This is a genomic window from Streptomyces sp. NPDC050422 (genome assembly GCF_044458665.1).
GTDB lineage: Bacteria > Actinomycetota > Actinomycetes > Streptomycetales > Streptomycetaceae > Streptomyces.
In genome coordinates, this window is the sequence record NZ_JBITIE010000038.1 from 24,700 (window position 1) to 40,953 (window position 16,254).

A 16,254-nucleotide genomic window follows, 5' to 3' on the forward strand; every position below is an offset into this window, starting at 1 on the left:
GCGGGGCAGTGACCGGCCCCGGCGGTGGTGGGCCGGTCAGCTGTGGAACGGCAGACCGGCGCCGGCCGCCAGCTCCAGGTCGTCGGGGTCGGGTGGCGGCAGCAGCGTGGCGGATCCGTCGGTGACCGGCACCACGCCCAGTTCCAGGAGTTCGGCCATGGCGGCGTTTCCTGCCATGTCCCGGACCTGGAGCTGGTAGCGGGCGGTGGTGCGGAAGGCGCCTCCGGCGTCGTCCCCGGTGCGCTGGAGGAAGCCGGAGTCGGTGAGGAAGGCCACGGCCTTGCCGACGATGCCGGTGGTGGATCCCGCCAGCCGGCGGGCGTCCTTCGTCGCGCCGGTGGCACTGCGGCGGGCGTAGATCCGCCAGCCCGCCTCCAGGCCGGGGGCCTCGCTGGCGGGGTCGGTGTTGTCGCCGTGTTCCTCCGCGCGTTCCTCCAGGCGGTGGCATGCCTGGCGGACGAAGGCGTCGACGCCGTTGACCGTGATCCGGCCGATGTACGCGTCGTCGGCGAGGTCCTCGGGGCGCGGGAAGGCCATCGCCGCGACGGCCAGGTGCGCGAGGCCGTGCAGGAAGCGGTCGGCGGCGTCCGAGGAGGCCCGCCGGGCGTAGTCGCCCATGCGGACGGCGAAGACCGAGTCCTCGCCCGCCGTGACGGCCATACCGGCCCGGGTGGACACCTCCAGCACGACGAGGCCGAGGCCGGTGGCCACGGCGTCGGCGAGCCGGGCGAAGGGCGACTCCTCCCGGTAGCGGCGGAGCAGTTCGGCGTACTCGGCGTCACGGGCGGGCAGCAGTTTGGGCTGGAGGCCGAAGGCGACGAGCCGGGAGGCGTCGGCCGCATCGGCCGGGGTGACCGCGGCGGCGGCGGCAGGGGCCGCGGGGCGCTCGGCGGTCGGGTCGCTCCACGCGTCGGCGTGCTCTGCGCGGTGTTCGCTCACGACGGTCGCTCCTCGTTGCGGAAGGTCTTCGGTACGGGGCGCCCGGTCCGGGCGCCTGGGGTCGCGCCGTGCGGGGTCGCGCCGTGCAGGGTCGCGCCGGATCTCCCCGGAGCCAGATGCGCAGGCGTGTGCCGGGGCGTCCTCATGACGCCTCCGAGCGGTCCGCCGCCATGCCGACGGCGTCCAGCAGCGCCATGCCCACGATCAGGTCGGCGCCACCGAACTCGGGGTCGTCGAGCCGGGTGCCGTCGTCGACCGAGAACAGCAGCCGGCGCTCGCCCTGGCGGTAGGCGGTGCCGACCGGGGGGCTGGCGGCGTGCACCGCGAGCAGGGCGACCAGGTAGGGCAGTTCGGCGTCGCGCCGCCGGGCCTCGGCCAGGAGTCCGGAGAGGCGGCGCGGGGCGTCGTGCTCCAGATCGAGGAGTTCCATGGCCGACGCCAGCTGCTCCTCGCTGAACCGGCTGTCGTCCGGTGTGGCGATCAGGTCCGGTTCGGGCATTTCGGCGCCCAGGTTCTCCCGTTCGAGCGGCGGGGTGAACAGCATGTCGACCAGGTCGCCCACCCGGACCGAAGCAGGGGTGCGCAGCCCTGTGCCGTGGGCGAAGAACGCGTCGGTGGCCCGAATGGCCTGCTCGACGGGGAGCGGCAGCAGCGGGGCCAGGAGCTGTCCGTACAGGTCGAGTCCTGTGCGCGTTGCCGGTGCGGCGAAGGCCTGGCGGTCCTGCTCGGCACGGAACAGCGGTCCGGCCTCCAGGAGGCGGGACTGGAGCTGGGTGTGGCGGCGGATGCAGTCCTTGACGATGTCGACGAGCTCGGCGGCGCGCCTCTTGTGCTCGGGCTCCTCTGCCTCGTCCCGGGCCTTGCGGATGTTGGTGAGGATCGCGTTCTCGTGGCGGTAGCGGTCGGCGACGTGGTCGAGCGCCTCGGCGATCATGTCGGGCACGGCGTTGAGCCAGTCGACCGCACGGACGTTGCGCCGGGTCGCGTCGAGGGTTCTGCGGAGCGTCTGTGCGTACTGCACGGTCCGGTAGCGGGCCTGCTCGGCGGCGAGCTGGGCGTCGGCGAGGCGGCCCCGGCTGATCAGGACCTCCAGTTTCACCTCGGCGGCGATCTGGGCGCTGGTGACGTCCGTGTCGAGCGCGCCGACCAGGACGTTGACCGCTTCGTCGGTGGCCCGCAGGTAGACGCTGCCGCCGTATCCCGGGACCTCCTCGATGAGCTTGAAGTCGTAGTCCCGGCGGACGTAGACGCCGTCGGGTCCGAAGGTGCCGTAGACCGCGCGGAAGCCGCGGTCCACACTGCCGACGTTGATCAGGTTCTCCAGCACCCAGCGGGCGACCCGCTCGTGCTCGGCTGCGGGACGGCGCGGTGCCTGCGCGGCGACGCGCGGGAGGAGTCTGGCCACTATCTGGTCGTGGTCGGCCCCGGTGTCGAAGTCCATGTTGAGGGTGACGTGGTCGATGGCCGCGAGCGCGACCTCGGCCATCGCGTACACCGTGTACTCGCCGGCCAGGTTCGCCTTGCGCACGTCGAGGTCGTGCAGCGGCGCCGTGCAGGCGAGCGCGCGCAGCCGCCGCGAGAGCCCCTCGTCGGCGGCCGGGCCCGGTGCGGGCCGCGGCCCCGCGCTGAGCTGGGGCGCAGCGTTTTCCGTGTAGGCAGGCGAAGTCACGCTGCACAGATTAGGTCCTCGGACTGACAACGGTCGAAACGGCGCAGATGCGGCCGGTTGCCCCGGAGTCGGTCATGCCCTTTCGTGGGGGTCTCCACGAGCCCGGTCACCCGCCGTGTCCGGTGCTCCGTAGCCCCCGCCGCCCGGGGTACGGATGACCAGTACGTCGCCGACGTCGAGGTCGGCGGTGTCGCAGCCCTTCAGCGGGGTGCGGCCGCCGCCGGCGCGTTCGACGTGCTGGCTGCCCAGGGCGCCCGGGCCGCCGCCCGCCATGCCGTACGGCGGAACGCGGCGGTGTCCGCTGAGCAGCGCGACCGTGACGGGTTCGAGGAAGCGGATCCGGCGCTCCACTCCGCGTCCGCCGTGCCGGCGTCCCGCTCCCCCGCTCCCTTCGCGGACCCGGAAGCTTTCCAGCAGCACCGGATAACGCCATTCGAGGATCTCGGGATCGGTGAGGCGCGAATTGGTCATGTGCGTCTGTACGGCGTCGGTGCCGTCGAAGTCCTCCCCCGCACCCGAGCCGCTCGCCACGGTCTCGTAGTACTGCACCCGGTCGTTGCCGAAGGTGAGGTTGTTCATGGTGCCCGAGCCCTCGGCCTGGACTTCCAGGGCGGCGTACAGCGCGCCTGTTACGGCCTGCGAGGTCTCCACGTTGCCGGCTACCGTGGCCGCGGGGTGGACCGGTGCCAGCATCGAGCCCTCCGGGACCCTGATCTCCAAGGGGGTGAGGCAGCCGCTGTTGAGCGGGATGTCGTCGGCCACCAGGGTCCGGAACACGTACAGCACGGCGGCCATGACCACCGACTTCGGCGCGTTGAAGTTGCCCGGCTGCTGCGGTGAGGTGCCGGTGAAGTCGACGAGCGCGCTGCGGGCGTCCCGGTCCACGGTCAGCGTCACCTCGATCACGGCACCGTTGTCGGTCTCGTACCGGTAATGACCGTCGTGGAGCCCGGCGATGATGCGGCGCACGGACTCCTCGGCGTTGTCCTGCACGTGGCCCATGTAGGCGTCGACGACGTCGGGGCCGAATTCCTCGACCATGCGGCGCAGTTCGGCGATGCCCTTCTCGTTGGCGGCGATCTGGGCGCGGAGGTCGGCGAGGTTGGTGTCGGGGTCGCGGGAGGGATACGCGGCGGAGCCGAGCAGCTCGCGGGTCGCGGTCTCGCGGAAGGTGCCGTCCCGCACCAGGAGCCAGTTGTCGAAGAGCACCCCCTCTTCGTCGACGGTGTGGCTGAAGGCCGGCATCGAGCCGGGCGTGATGCCGCCGATCTCGGCGTGGTGGCCCCGCGAGGCCACCAGGAACCTCAGGGCGGGGGCGTCGTCCGTCTCGTCGAACACCGGTGTCACGACGGTGACGTCGGGCAGATGCGTACCCCCGTGGTACGGGTCGTTGATGGCGTACACGTCGCCCGGCCGCATCGTGCCGTCGTTGCGGCGCAGCACTTCCTTGATGGACTCGCCCATGGAGCCGAGGTGCACCGGGATGTGCGGTGCGTTGGCGATCAGGTTGCCGTCCGCGTCGAAGAGGGCGCAGGAGAAGTCGAGCCGCTCCTTGATGTTGACGGAGTGGGCGGTGTTCTCCAGGCGCACGCCCATCTGTTCGGCGATGGACATGAAGAGGTTGTTGAAGACCTCCAGCATGACCGGGTCGACCCGGGTGCCGACGGCCTGTGTCGCGGGGCGCGGGCGGGCGCGGGTCAGGAGCAGATGGCCGGTGTCGTTGAGGGCTGCCTGCCAGCCGGGGTCGACGACGGTGGTCGCACCGTCCTCGGCGATGACGGCCGGCCCGGTCACCGTGTCCGTGGCTCGCAGCTCCGCGCGGTGGTGGAGGGCGGCGTCCTGCCAGCGGTCCTCGGCGAACATCCGTGCCGTGTCGTGGGGTTGCGGCGCGGTGGCCCCGCCCCGTTCCGGTCCGGAGTGCCGCGGTTCCTCCTGCTCCCCCGCCGTCCCGGTCGCCTCGGCGGAGACCGCCTCGACGACGAGTGGCCGGTCCATGGTAAAGCCGTAACGCGCGCGGTGCCCGCTCGTGAACGCCTCGGTCATGGCGGCCACCGTGTCCAGGTCGGCGGAGAGGCTCGCGTCGGTGCCCTCGTACCGCAGGAGCACCCGGGACCGGGTGCTGATCGCATGGTCCGGTACGCCGTCGGCGCGCAGTTCGGCCCGGGTACGGGCGGCCAGCGCGTCGCAGACTTCGCCCAGGCGGGCCCGGGTGGAGGTGTCGAGCGGCGCCTCGACGGACTGTTCGCGCATGGCGGTCGCGTCGGCCAGCCCGATGCCGTAGGCGGACAGCACGCCGGACAGCGGGGGGACGAGGACCGTGTCGATGCCGAGGGCGTCGGCTACGGCGCAGACGTGCTGGCCGCCGGCGCCGCCGAAGCCGGTGAGGGCGTACCGGGTGATGTCGTGCCCTCGCTGCACGGAGATCTTCTTGACCGCGTTCGCCATGTTGAGCACGGCGATCTCCAGGAACCCGGCAGCGGTACCGGCCGCCGTCCGACGGGTTCCCGTGGCCCGTGCCACGTCGTCGGCGAGGGCTTCGAAGCGTCTTCGTACGATGTCCGCGTCGAGGGGCAGATCGCCGTCCGGCCCGAAGACGGCGGGGAAGTGGGCCGGCTGGATCCGCCCCAGCATCACCTGGGCGTCGGTCACGGTCAGCGGCCCGCCCCTGCGGTAGCAGGCCGGGCCCGGCACCGCTCCGGCCGAGTCGGGGCCGACCCGGTAGCGCCGGCCGTCGAAGTGCAGGACGGAGCCGCCGCCGGCCGCGACGGTGTGGATGTTCATCATGGGGGCGCGCATCCGCACCCCGGCCACCTCGGTGCCGAGCTCGCGTTCGAACTCGCCCGCGTAGTGCGAGACGTCGGTGGACGTGCCGCCCATGTCGAAGCCGATCACCCGGTCGTATCCGGCCTGTGCGGAGGTGCGTGCCATGCCGACGACGCCGCCGGCCGGCCCGGAGAGCACTGCGTCCTTGCCCCGGAAACGAGCGGCCTCGCGCAGGCCGCCGTTGGACTGCATGAACATCAGCCGGATGCCGTCGAGCTCGGCGGCGATCGCGTCGACGTACCGGCGCAGGATCGGCGAGAGGTAGGCGTCGACGACGGTGGTGTCGCCGCGCGGCACCAGTTTGATCAGCGGGCTGACCTCGTGGGAACAGCTGATCTGGCTGAACCCGGCCGCACGGGCCTCGGCGGCCACCGCCTTCTCGTGGTCCGGGTGGCGGTAGCCGTGCATGAGGACGACGGCCGCGCTGCTCAGTCCGTCGTCGCGTGCGGCGCGCAGCCGCTCCGCGACCGCGGCCCGGTCCAGCGGCCTGACGGTCCGTCCCCGGGCGTCGACCCGCTCGGGGACCTCGATCACCCGCTCGTAGACGGCCTCCGGAAGCAGGATGCGGCGGTCGAAGAGGCGGGGCCGGTTCTGGTACGCGATGCGCAGGGCGTCCCGGAAGCCTTCGGTGATGACGAGCACGGTGGGTTCACCACGCCGCTCCAACAGGGCGTTGGTGGCGACGGTGGTGCCCATCTTGACGGCGGAGACCCGGTCGGCGGGGACCGGATCGTCCGGGCCGAGCCCCATCAGGAGCCGGATCCCGGCCACGGCGGCGTCCCGGTGCCGGTCCGGGTCGTGCGAGAGGAGTTTGCGGGTGACCAGCCGTCCGCCGGGGTCCCGTCCCACCACATCGGTGAACGTACCGCCTCGGTCGATCCAGAACTCCCAGCGTCCGGTCATCCCTCCATAGTGGCGCGCGGCCCTTCGAGAGGGGCGCAGGACGCGAGGGAGATCCGGTGGGGCAGAAAGAGGTCTGCCCCGGCGCGGTCCGGCGGCTCCGACGGGGCAGAGGGCCTGCCCCCCCGGCGCGGACCGGCGGCACCGGTGCGTGGAGCGGGGCCCGACCCGGCGCGGTCCGACGACGCCGGTGCGTCGGGCGGTGTCAGACCGCCGGGGCGTCCGGTCCGATCCTGCTGCGTACGGCCGACTGCACCTCGGCCTCCTCGGCCGGATCGGCGGCCAGCCGTCGCAGGCGCTCGGCCACCCTGATGTCCCCGGTCTCCGCATGGCGTGCGGCGACCTCCCGGGTCGTCTCCTCGCAGTCCCACAGGCATTCGACGGCGAAGCCGGTGGCGAAGGACGGGTCGGTGGCGGCGAGGGCGCGCGCGGCCCTGCCCCGCAGATGGGACGAGGACGTCTCGCGGTAGACGTGGCGCAGTACGGGCGCGGCGCAGACGATGCCGAGCCGGCCGGCGCCGTCGACCAGGGTCCACAGCCGGGGTGCGTCCGGTCCCTCGCCCCGTACGGCGTCACGCAGGGCGCCGAGGACCAGCTGGGCGTCCTGTGCGCCGCCTCGGCAGGCCAGCACACCGGCTGCCGAGGCGCCCAGCGCGTCGGGCCGTCGCGCCCAGCGGCGCGCGCGTTCCACGGCCGCCTCGCCGCACATCCGCTCGAAGGCGGCGACGGCCGCTTCGGCGACGGTGCGCGAGGCGTCTTCCGTCGCGGCCTCGATCAGGTCGAGCACGGCCGGGTCGCGGACCTCGGCGGCGAGGTAGTGCAGCGCGGCACAGCGGGCGCCTTCGGAACCGTTGCGGGCGGCCTCGATGATCACGGACCGGTCCTCGGGCCCCGCCACGGCGGAGAGGCACCGGGCGGCCGGTACATGGAGGGCGCTGCCGCGGTCGAGCCCTTCCTGGGCCCAGTCGAAGACGGCGCGGACGCTCCAGCCGGGGCGCGGGCCGCCGGGTCGCATCTGCCGTTGCCAGCGGTCGAACGAGCCCTGTTCCGAGGCCGCTCTCACCCGGGCGCCGACCGAGGGGCGCGGATCGTCGGCCCACAGGCGCCAGGGGCGGGGCTCGAACGCGTCCCGCACAGTGGCGGCGAGCTCGGCGCGGCCCTCGGCGCTCTCGGGGAACCGGGCGAGCACGGGCACGGCGAGGGACCGCAGCCCGGCGTCGTCGTCACGCAGCGCGAGCTCGTCCAGGGCCCAGGCCCAGTTGGAGCCGGTCGCGGCGTAGCGCCGCAGCAGGGCCAGGGCGTCGTCGCGGCCGTACGAGGCGAGGTGTCCGAGGACGGCCAGGGCCAGGCCGGTCCGTGAGTCGTCCGTGTCGAGGTGGTCGTCGGCGTCGCACAGGTGCCGTTCGATCTCCTCGATCCCGCCGTCGAGGTCGAGATACAGGCGTGCGTAGTAGAGAGAGCGGTTCTCGACCTGCCAGTCGTGACGCGGGTCGCTCAGGACGCAGTGGTTGAGAGCCGCCAGGGCCTCGGGGCGTGGTGCGGCGAGTGCGTGGAGCGTGCCGTCGCCGCGGCCCCTCTGCAGCAGGCCGAGCAGGGTGCCGCTCGGCGCTATGAACGGATCGAACATGGGAAAAGCCTCACATCAAGCTGTCGACGCAACCGGGGACTGTGCAGTTCCGCGTGCCGGGTGGGCACTGGGGGCGTCTCGTCGATCAGGGCCGGACAGGACGCGGCGTCCGGTGCGGTGCGTCGCAAGGCGCCGGAGCGTCCTCATCGCGGAGCGATTCGGCGTCTCGGCAGCGCTGCGACGCGCCGTGCCAGGCGTCGCGGACCCGGCCCTGATCGACGGGACGCCCCCTCAGGCCGCGCAGCAACATGATCGGCCGACCGCCGTCTTCTGCCTGGTGTAGAGCATCTTCCTGCCTCTCGTCGGTGGCCCGAATCGGGCCCGCGACGTCATGATGACCCAGCCATTTCGCCACCGCGACCACATTTACGGCGAAGCCCCTTCAGCGGGCGCCGAAGAGTTCCAGCAGGTCGGCCTTGCCGAACATGCGCGCCGTGTCCAGCGCGGAGGGTGTTCCGGCCGCCGGATCGGCTCCCGCGTCGAGCAGGGCCTTGATCACCGCGTCCTCGCCCTTGAAGACGGCTCCGGCGAGCGGTGTCTGACCGCGGTCGTTGGCCCGGTCCGGGTCGGCGCCGCGGCCGGCCAGAGCGATCACCGCGGGGGCGTGCCCGTGGTAGGCCGCGAGCATGAGCAGCGAGTCACCCCGGTCGTTGGTGAGGTTCACCGGGACACCCGCGTCCACATAGGCCGCGAGGGCGTCGGCGTCGCCGTGACGTGCCAGGTCGAAGACCTTGGTCGCCAGCTCGACCACCTCGGGATCAGGGGTTTCGCTCATCGGGGAACCGCCTTCCTTTAACCGTTCGCGCTGATGCCGGCCTGCCGGGGCGTGCCCCGCGTGGGCCGTACGAGTGAATCGACAGAGTACTGCCCGGGCGCGCACACGCCCCGTCCCACCCATGGCAAATGATCACGTCGAGTGACGGCGAGGAGAGGTCCGGCCCCCGAAGTCCCTCCCGCCGGCGCCTCCTTGTACGCCAGTCCAGTGAAAAAACCGACTTTTCACCCAATTGCAGCTTTTATCATATAGATACTTCCGGTGAGCTTGGAAGGACTCATGGTGACTGTCCCCCCAACCAGGAGAACCACTCATGATCCTTTCCATGTCAGGCGTCGTCATCCTCGGCATCATCGTCTTCCTGTTCTTCAGGAAGGACGGCCTCAAGGCGTCGCACGCCCTCGTCACCGCCCTGTTCGGCTTCTACCTGGCCGGCACCGCCATCGCACCGAGCATCACCGCGGGCGGAGCGAGCCTCGCCGGCCTCTTGGGCGGGATCAAGTTCTGACCCTCCGCTCCCGCTCCCACCCCCTTCAGGAGACCGACGTGGCCCGGCGACCACTCCCCCGCATTCTGAGCAGCGGCAGCGCTTCGATCACTCGCAGTCGCGAGTTCGCGCGCACGGCCGCCGACAGCGCCACCGACGTGCTCCATCCGCTGATCATGATCACTCGTGGTCTGCGGCTGCTGGCCGGTGCAGGACGGCAGAAGTGGGCCGCGACGCCCAAGGACCGGCGTGGTCCCACGCTGTTCCTCGTCGCGGCCTGCGTGCTCGTGGTCGCGCTCATCCCGTACGGGCCACTGCTGGCCCTCGTCGTGGTGATGGGCGCCGCCGCATGGAAGGGACGGGAACGCACACCCGTCAAAACAGGCCCCGACGAGGCGGAGACCGGACGCCTGCAAGCCCTGTACGAGGCTCTCGTGCCGTACTTCTCGACGGCCGACGACCCCAGTCCGCTGTTCGCCCACGGCGGCGACTGGGACAAGGTCTTCAGCGGCTACGAGTTCGACGGCGACGGCCGGGTCAGCAGCCTCCGTGTGACGTACCCCGCCTACTTCACCGACAGCGAGTCCGCTTCCCGTGCCCGGATCGAACAACTGCTGCACGCCAAGTCGGGCCGCGGCCGGGAGTACCACTTCAGCTGGGACGAGGAGGGCAACCAGCTCGTCATGAACGTGCTCGACGCCCTGCCCACCTCCCTCACCGCCCAGCGCTTCGTCACCGCCCCCGGCGAGACCGTCCTCGGGTTCACCGACGACGACGCGGTGCAGCGCACGGTTCCGGTGAACGACGGCGACGAGACCCGGGACGCGCCCGGGGTCGTCTGGCGGACCGGCGCACGCTCCACCGAACCGCATCTGCTGATCGCCGGACAGCCCGGCAGCGGCACCACCACCCTGCTGCGCTCCATCGCTCTCCAGGCGCTCCAGCAGGGCGACATCCTGATCATCGAAGGCAGCGGCACCGGCGAGTACGCGTGCTTCACCGGGCGCGAAGGGGTCCTGGCCGTCGAATGCGGACTGGACGGGGCGCTGTCCACCCTCGAATGGGCGGCCACCGAGACGGAGCGGCGACTGATCGAGGCCAACCGTGCCCGTCAGTCGGGCCGGAGCGTCCCCGAGGACACCCGGCGCCCGCTCTGGATCCTGCTCGACCGGCCCAGCGTGCTCGGCCACCTCGCCGCCGCGCACGGCGGACGCGATCCGCAGGAACTGCTCCAGGTACCCCTGCGGCACGGCAGGGCCGCCAACGTCACCGTGGTGATGACGGAGCAGTCCGACAGCCTGGACGGTCTGAGCGACACCGTCCGGTCCCACACCAGGGCCCGGGTCGTGCTCGGCCACTGCTCGCCCGGCCAGATCGAGTCCGTCCTCGGACTGGAGCCGCACACCACCCCCACCCCGGACGTCCCGCCCGGCCGTGGGTACGCGCGGCTCGGCACCGGCCAGGTGCTGCGCATCCAGGTTCCCGCCACGCCCGATCCGTACGACGACGCGACGAGCGAGGCGCAGCGACAGGCGGTGCTCGACCTGCTGCCCGAGCGGCGGACGGCCGTCGAGGCGAGCCCGCCCGATCCGGTGATGGCGCAGACCGTGACCGCTTCCGTCGCCGTCGAGGGCCTGGCCCTCAGCGACTGACCCGGACAGACGGGACGAGGGGCCCGCGGATCCGGATCCGCGGGCCCCTCGTCCCGTCTGCGGCAGGTGTCAGGCCACGAACGTACGGGGCGCCTCCGCCCCGACGCCCGTCCCCGAACCGACCAGCTGGGCTGCGGCCGCGAGCCGCAGGGCCGCCTCGTCCGCCACCGGGCCGCCGACCGTGAACGGCAGCCTCACGTAGCCCTCGAAGGCACCGTCGACCCCGAACCGGGGGCCGGAAGGCACCCGCACCCCGACCCGTTCCCCGGCCACGGCGAGCCGCGATCCGGAGAGCCCGCCGGTGCGCACCCAGAGGGTCAGCCCGCCGCGCGGCACGGCGAACTCCCAGTCCGGCAGCTCCCTGCGGACCGCCGTGACGAGCGCGTCCCGGTTGTCCCGCGCCTGCTCCCGGCGGATCTGCACGGCCTGCTCCCAGCCGCCGGTGCGCATCAGCCAGTTGACGGCCAGCTGTTCGAGGACCGGGGTCCCCATGTCCGCGTAGGCGCGGGCGGCCACCAGACTGCGGATCACGTCCGGCGCGGCACGGACCCAGCCGATGCGCATGCCGGCCCAGAAGGCCTTGCTGGCCGATCCGACGGTGAGCACCGTGCTGCCGGCCGGGTCGAAGGCGCAGACGCGGCGGGGCATGTGCACGTCGTCGTCCAGATACAGCTCCTGCATCGTCTCGTCGACCACCAGAACCGTGCCGGCCGAACGGGCCGCGTCCACCAGCGCGCGGCGGCGGTCCTCGTCGGCGAGAGCGCCGGTGGGGTTGTGGAAGTCCGCGACGACGTACGCGAGCCGGGGCGCCGCGTCCCTCAGCACCTGGCGCCACCGGTTCATGTCCCAGCCGCCGAGCCCCTCCTCCATGGCCACAGGCACGAGGCGGGCACCCGCCTCCCGCATCAGCTGGAGGATGTTGGCGTAGCTCGGGGACTCGACCGCGATCCGTTCGCCGCGGCCGGCGAAGAGGTGACAGATCGCGTCGATCGCGCCCATCGCCCCCGTGGTGACCATGATCTGCTCGGGCATCGTCGGGATGCCGCTCGCGGTGTACCGGTCGGCGATCATCTGCCGCAGGGCGGGAAGGCCGGCCGGGTAGTCGCCGTGGGTGTGGGCGTACGGGGTCAGCTCCTCCAGGGCGCCCTGGACGGCCCGGGTCAGCCACGGCTCGGGGGCGGGAAGCGAGGCGCAGCCCAGATCGATCATCGATCCCAGCGCCTCGGGCGGCAGCGGTTCCAGTCCTCGGGCGGGCAGCGGGTTGCCCGCGGGCACGGCCGTCCAGCTGCCGGCCCCACGCCGGGACTCCAGGAAGCCCTCGGCCCGCAGCGCCTCGTAGGCTGCGGCGACCGTCGTACGGCTCACGGAGAGGGCGAGTGCCAGCTCACGCTCGGCGGGCAGCCGGGCGGCGACCGGGACGCGGCCTTCGAGGACGAGCAGCCGGACACCGTCGGCGAGCGCACGATAGGCGGGAGGCCTGCGACTGCCGGGGCCCGCGGGCCGGGGCTGCTGGGCGTGGAGCTGCCGGGCGAGCTGTGCCGCGCCAACGGCCGAAGTCCACTGCGCCATGAGAATCAGTCCACCTTCCTCGGATTGGCCATAGTTGGCAGCCAATCCCCTGCCACAGAGTGACATGCAGCAGTCCACGACCACCACACCAGGGGGCACCACTTGTCCATCACCGCCGTGCCGCGCGGAGCTCACCTCACCCGGCGGCTCATCCAGCTCTACGCGGGCCTGGCGCTGTACGGGGCGAGCTCGGCCCTGCTGGTCGTCGCCGGACTCGGCCTGGAGCCCTGGGGCGTGCTCCACCAGGGCCTCGCCGAGCGCACCGGGATCAGCATCGGGGTCGTCTCGATCATCATCGGTGCGATCGTGCTGCTGCTCTGGATCCCGCTGCGGCAGCGGCCGGGCCTGGGCACCGTGTCCAACGTCTTCGTCGTCGGTCTCGCGATGGACGGCACGCTCGCCCTGGTCCCCGAGGTGCACGGGCTCGCCGCGCAGGCCGGGGTGATGGTGGCGGGGATCGTCCTCAACGGCGTCGCGACGGGGCTCTACATCGCCGCCCGGTTCGGTCCCGGGCCGCGGGACGGGCTGATGACCGGGCTGCACCGGCGGACCGGCCGGTCGATCCGGCTCGTCCGCACGGCGATCGAGGTCGCGGTGGTGGTCACCGGCTTCCTGCTCGGCGGCTCCCTCGGCGTGGGTACGGTCCTGTACGCCCTGGCCATCGGCCCGCTCGCCCAGTTCTTCCTGCGCTTCTTCGCGATCAAGGACAGCGGTGACACCACGGTCGCAGGCCGGACATCCGGGCAGGCCATACTGCCGCAGTGACTTCCGTACCCCATCCCTATCTGGACCACCCCGGCCCTCTCGCGTTCGCCCACCGCGGCGGGGCGGCGGACGGGATCGAGAACACCGCGGCCGCGTTCCGACGCGCCGCCGACGCCGGATACCGCTACTTCGAGACCGATGTGCACGCTTCGGCGGACGGCCGGCTGGTCGCCTTCCACGACCCCACCCTGGACCGGGTCACGGACGCCCGGGGCCGGATAGCGGAACTGCCGTGGAGCGAGATACAGCGGGCCCGGGTGGCCGGGCGTGAGCCGCTGCCGCTCTTCGAGGAACTGCTGGAGGCGTTTCCCGAGGCCCGCTGGAACGTGGACATCAAGGCCGGGCCCGCCCTCACGCCGCTCGTGGAGCTGATCCGCCGGACGGCCTCCTGGGACCGGGTGTGCGTCGGCTCCTTCTCGGAGGCACGGGTCGCCAGGGCGCACCGCCTGGCGGGCCCCCGGCTCGCCACCTCCTACGGCGTCCGCGGCGTGCTGGGGCTGCGACTGCGCTCGTACGGCATCCCGGCGGCGCTGCGCGCCGGTGCGGTCTGCGCCCAGGTCCCGGAGAGCCAGGGCGGCGTGCGGGTCGTCGACCGGCGCTTCGTGCGCGAGGCGCACGCACGCGGACTCCAGGTGCACGTCTGGACGGTGAACGAACCGGAGCGGATGGCCGCGCTCCTGGACCTCGGGGTGGATGGCATCATGACCGATCACATCGAGACGCTGCGTACGGTGCTGAGCGAGCGGGGGGCCTGGGCCTGACGCCAGCCCGGTGACGTCTCCACGGGGAGAGACGAGGGGTGCGCAATGAGCGCCGAGACGGCGGACACCACCGAACCGGCGGACGACACGACCGGGGCGGCCGGCCCCGAGGACCGGCGGCGGGAACAGCGCGGCTGGTACTTCTACGACTTCGCCTGCTCCGTCTACTCGACGAGCGTCGTCACGGTGTTCCTCGGGCCGTATCTGACCTCGGTCGCCAAGGCCGCCGCCGACGCCGACGGCTACGTCCATCCGCTGGGCATCCCGGTCCGCGCCGGATCGCTGTTCGCCTACACGATCTCGGCCTCCCTCGTGCTCGCGGTGATCCTGATGCCGATGGCGGCCGCCGCGGCCGACCGTACGGGCCGCAAGAAGCCGCTGCTCGCGGTGGCGGCCTACACGGGCGCCACCGCGACGGCGGCGATGTTCTTCCTGGACGGCCACCGGTATCTGCTCGGCGCGTTCCTGCTCATCGTGGCGAACGCCTCGATCTCGGTGTCGATGGTGCTCTACAACGCCTTTCTGCCGCAGATCGCGGAGCCCGACGAGCGCGACGCGGTCTCCTCCCGCGGCTGGGCCTTCGGCTACACGTCGGGGGCGCTGGTCCTCGTCCTCAACCTGATCCTCTACACCGGCCACGACTCCTTCGGCCTCTCCGAGCCGGACGCCGTGCGGATCTGTCTCGCCTCGGCGGGCGTCTGGTGGGGCGCCTTCACCGTCATACCGCTGCGCCGGCTGCGCGACCGGAACACGCCCGGCCGGAACACGAGGACCGGCGGAACCGGGGCGGCCGGCTCCGGGTGGCGGCAGCTGAGGGCGACGCTGCGTGACATGCGCCGCCACCCCCTCACCCTCTCCTTCCTGCTCGCCTACCTCATCTACAACGACGGCGTGCAGACCGTGATCTCCCAGGCGTCCGTGTACGGCTCCGAGGAACTGGGCCTCGACCAGACGACGCTGATCACCGCGGTACTGCTGGTGCAGGTGCTGGCGGTCGCCGGGGCACTCGGGATGGGGCGGATGGCCCGGACGTACGGTGCGAAGCACACGATTCTCGGGTCGCTCGTGGTCTGGACGCTGATCCTCGTGGCGGGCTACTTCCTGCCCGCCGGATCGCCGGTCTTCTTCTACGCGCTGGCTGCGGCGATCGGGCTGGTCCTCGGCGGCAGCCAGGCGCTGTCCCGTTCGCTCTACTCGCATCTGGTGCCACGCGGCAAGGAGGCCGAGTACTTCTCGGCGTACGAGATGAGCGACCGCGGACTGAGCTGGCTGGGGCCCCTGGTGTTCGGGCTCGCGTACCAGCTGACCGGCAGTTATCGGGATGCGATCATCTCGTTGGTGGTCTTCTTCGTGATCGGTTCCGTGCTGCTCGCGAGGGTGCCGGTACGGCAGGCGGTGGCAGCGGCCGGGAATCCTGTTCCCGAACGGATTTAGACGTTGAAGTGAAAGGCCGGTAGTGTACGCCTTTGGCCTGCCCGGAGGACCGTTACTGCGAGTGGAAGAATCCAAACCGTTGAGTGACAACGTCCGCCAGATGTGACAAACCGGGCACTGGCGGGTACTTCAACACTCGCGACCTGAAAAAGCAGCGGCACGACGGGCGACGCATGACCGGTAACGGGAATCTTTGCCGCCGACCGGACGTTGACCGGATGACGACGACAGCGACATTTGTCCTGTGGGCGACAAGCCCGGGAGGCACGATTCATGAGTGAGCGAGCTCTCCGCGGCACGCGACTCGTGGTTACCAGCTACGAGACGGACCGCGGCATCGATCTGGCCCCGCGCCAGGCGGTGGAGTACGCATGCCAGAACGGACATCGATTTGAGATGCCGTTCTCGGTAGAGGCGGAAATTCCGCCGGAGTGGGAGTGCAAGGCGTGTGGCGCCATGGCACTCCTGGTGGACGGGGATGGCCCCGAGGAGAAGAAGGGCAAGCCTGCGCGTACGCACTGGGACATGCTCATGGAGCGGCGCACACGCGAGGAGCTGGAAGAGGTGCTGGCCGAGAGGCTGGCGGTTCTGCGCTCCGGCGCCATGAATATCGCAGTGCACCCGCGGGACAGCAGGAAGTCTGCTTGACCGCGTAGCACCGCATCGAGACAGAGCCGCGGGGGGGGGGGGCGGGGGGGGGGGGGGGGGCCGCGGGGGGGGGGGGGGGGGGGGGGGGCGGGGGGGGGGGGGGCCGGGGGGGGGGGGCGGGGGGGGGGGGGGGCGCGCGGGGGCGGCGGGGGGGGGGGGGGGCGGCGGGGGCGGGCGGGGGGGGGGGGCGGGCGGCGGGGCGGGG

Annotated in this window: 12 protein-coding genes; 6 read left to right on the forward strand and 6 right to left on the reverse strand. The window is 72.2% G+C overall.

Annotated elements, in window-relative coordinates:
* Window positions 1-36: 36 nt before the first annotated feature.
* From ACIBJG_RS37130 to ACIBJG_RS37150, 5 genes are all read right to left on the reverse strand, one after another.
* A complete protein-coding gene (locus ACIBJG_RS37130) occupies window positions 37-939 on the reverse strand; it encodes a hypothetical protein (RefSeq protein WP_399314553.1) in 903 nt (300 codons plus the stop codon).
* 142 nt (window positions 940-1,081) lie between these two features.
* Window positions 1,082-2,608 (reverse strand): hypothetical protein, encoded by a 1,527-nt coding sequence (locus ACIBJG_RS37135; protein WP_399314554.1) that lies wholly within the window; start codon window positions 2,606-2,608, stop codon window positions 1,082-1,084.
* 72 nt (window positions 2,609-2,680) lie between these two features.
* Window positions 2,681-6,334, reverse strand: coding sequence for a hydantoinase B/oxoprolinase family protein (locus tag ACIBJG_RS37140; RefSeq protein ID WP_399314556.1), 3,654 nt, complete (start codon window positions 6,332-6,334; stop codon window positions 2,681-2,683).
* Window positions 6,335-6,536: 202 nt separating this feature from the next.
* Complete coding sequence (locus ACIBJG_RS37145) at window positions 6,537-7,958, reverse strand: HEAT repeat domain-containing protein (RefSeq protein WP_399314558.1); 1,422 nt, start codon at window positions 7,956-7,958, stop codon at window positions 6,537-6,539.
* A gap of 382 nt (window positions 7,959-8,340) precedes the next feature.
* The gene (locus ACIBJG_RS37150) at window positions 8,341-8,733 is read right to left on the reverse strand and encodes an ankyrin repeat domain-containing protein (protein ID WP_399314559.1); all 393 of its coding nucleotides are present in this window, start codon (window positions 8,731-8,733) and stop codon (window positions 8,341-8,343) included.
* A gap of 313 nt (window positions 8,734-9,046) precedes the next feature.
* On the opposite strand from ACIBJG_RS37150, the gene ACIBJG_RS37155 reads away from it, so the two are divergent.
* On the forward strand, window positions 9,047-9,241 hold the full coding sequence (locus ACIBJG_RS37155; protein WP_018103962.1) for a hypothetical protein: 195 nt from the start codon (window positions 9,047-9,049) through the stop codon (window positions 9,239-9,241).
* A 38-nt stretch (window positions 9,242-9,279) separates the two neighbouring features.
* Entirely contained in the window at window positions 9,280-10,872 is a 1,593-nt protein-coding gene (locus tag ACIBJG_RS37160; protein WP_399314561.1) for an ATP-binding protein, read from the forward strand.
* A gap of 69 nt (window positions 10,873-10,941) precedes the next feature.
* On the opposite strand, the gene ACIBJG_RS37165 is transcribed toward ACIBJG_RS37160, so the two are convergent.
* Window positions 10,942-12,441 (reverse strand): PLP-dependent aminotransferase family protein, encoded by a 1,500-nt coding sequence (locus ACIBJG_RS37165; RefSeq protein ID WP_399314562.1) that lies wholly within the window; start codon window positions 12,439-12,441, stop codon window positions 10,942-10,944.
* A 102-nt stretch (window positions 12,442-12,543) separates the two neighbouring features.
* On the opposite strand from ACIBJG_RS37165, the gene ACIBJG_RS37170 reads away from it, so the two are divergent.
* The 4 genes from ACIBJG_RS37170 (at window position 12,544) to ACIBJG_RS37185 (ending at window position 16,049) form a co-directional block, all read left to right on the forward strand.
* Window positions 12,544-13,206 (forward strand): YitT family protein, encoded by a 663-nt coding sequence (locus ACIBJG_RS37170; RefSeq protein ID WP_399314564.1) that lies wholly within the window; start codon window positions 12,544-12,546, stop codon window positions 13,204-13,206.
* The gene (locus tag ACIBJG_RS37175) at window positions 13,203-13,967 is read left to right on the forward strand and encodes a glycerophosphodiester phosphodiesterase (RefSeq protein WP_399314565.1); all 765 of its coding nucleotides are present in this window, start codon (window positions 13,203-13,205) and stop codon (window positions 13,965-13,967) included. Before ACIBJG_RS37170 ends, ACIBJG_RS37175 begins: the two co-directional genes overlap by 4 nt.
* Window positions 13,968-14,012: 45 nt before the next feature.
* On the forward strand, window positions 14,013-15,401 hold the full coding sequence (locus tag ACIBJG_RS37180) for an MFS transporter (RefSeq protein WP_399314567.1): 1,389 nt from the start codon (window positions 14,013-14,015) through the stop codon (window positions 15,399-15,401).
* A gap of 273 nt (window positions 15,402-15,674) precedes the next feature.
* Window positions 15,675-16,049, forward strand: coding sequence for an RNA polymerase-binding protein RbpA (locus ACIBJG_RS37185; protein ID WP_007262928.1), 375 nt, complete (start codon window positions 15,675-15,677; stop codon window positions 16,047-16,049).
* Window positions 16,050-16,254: the final 205 nt, after the last annotated feature.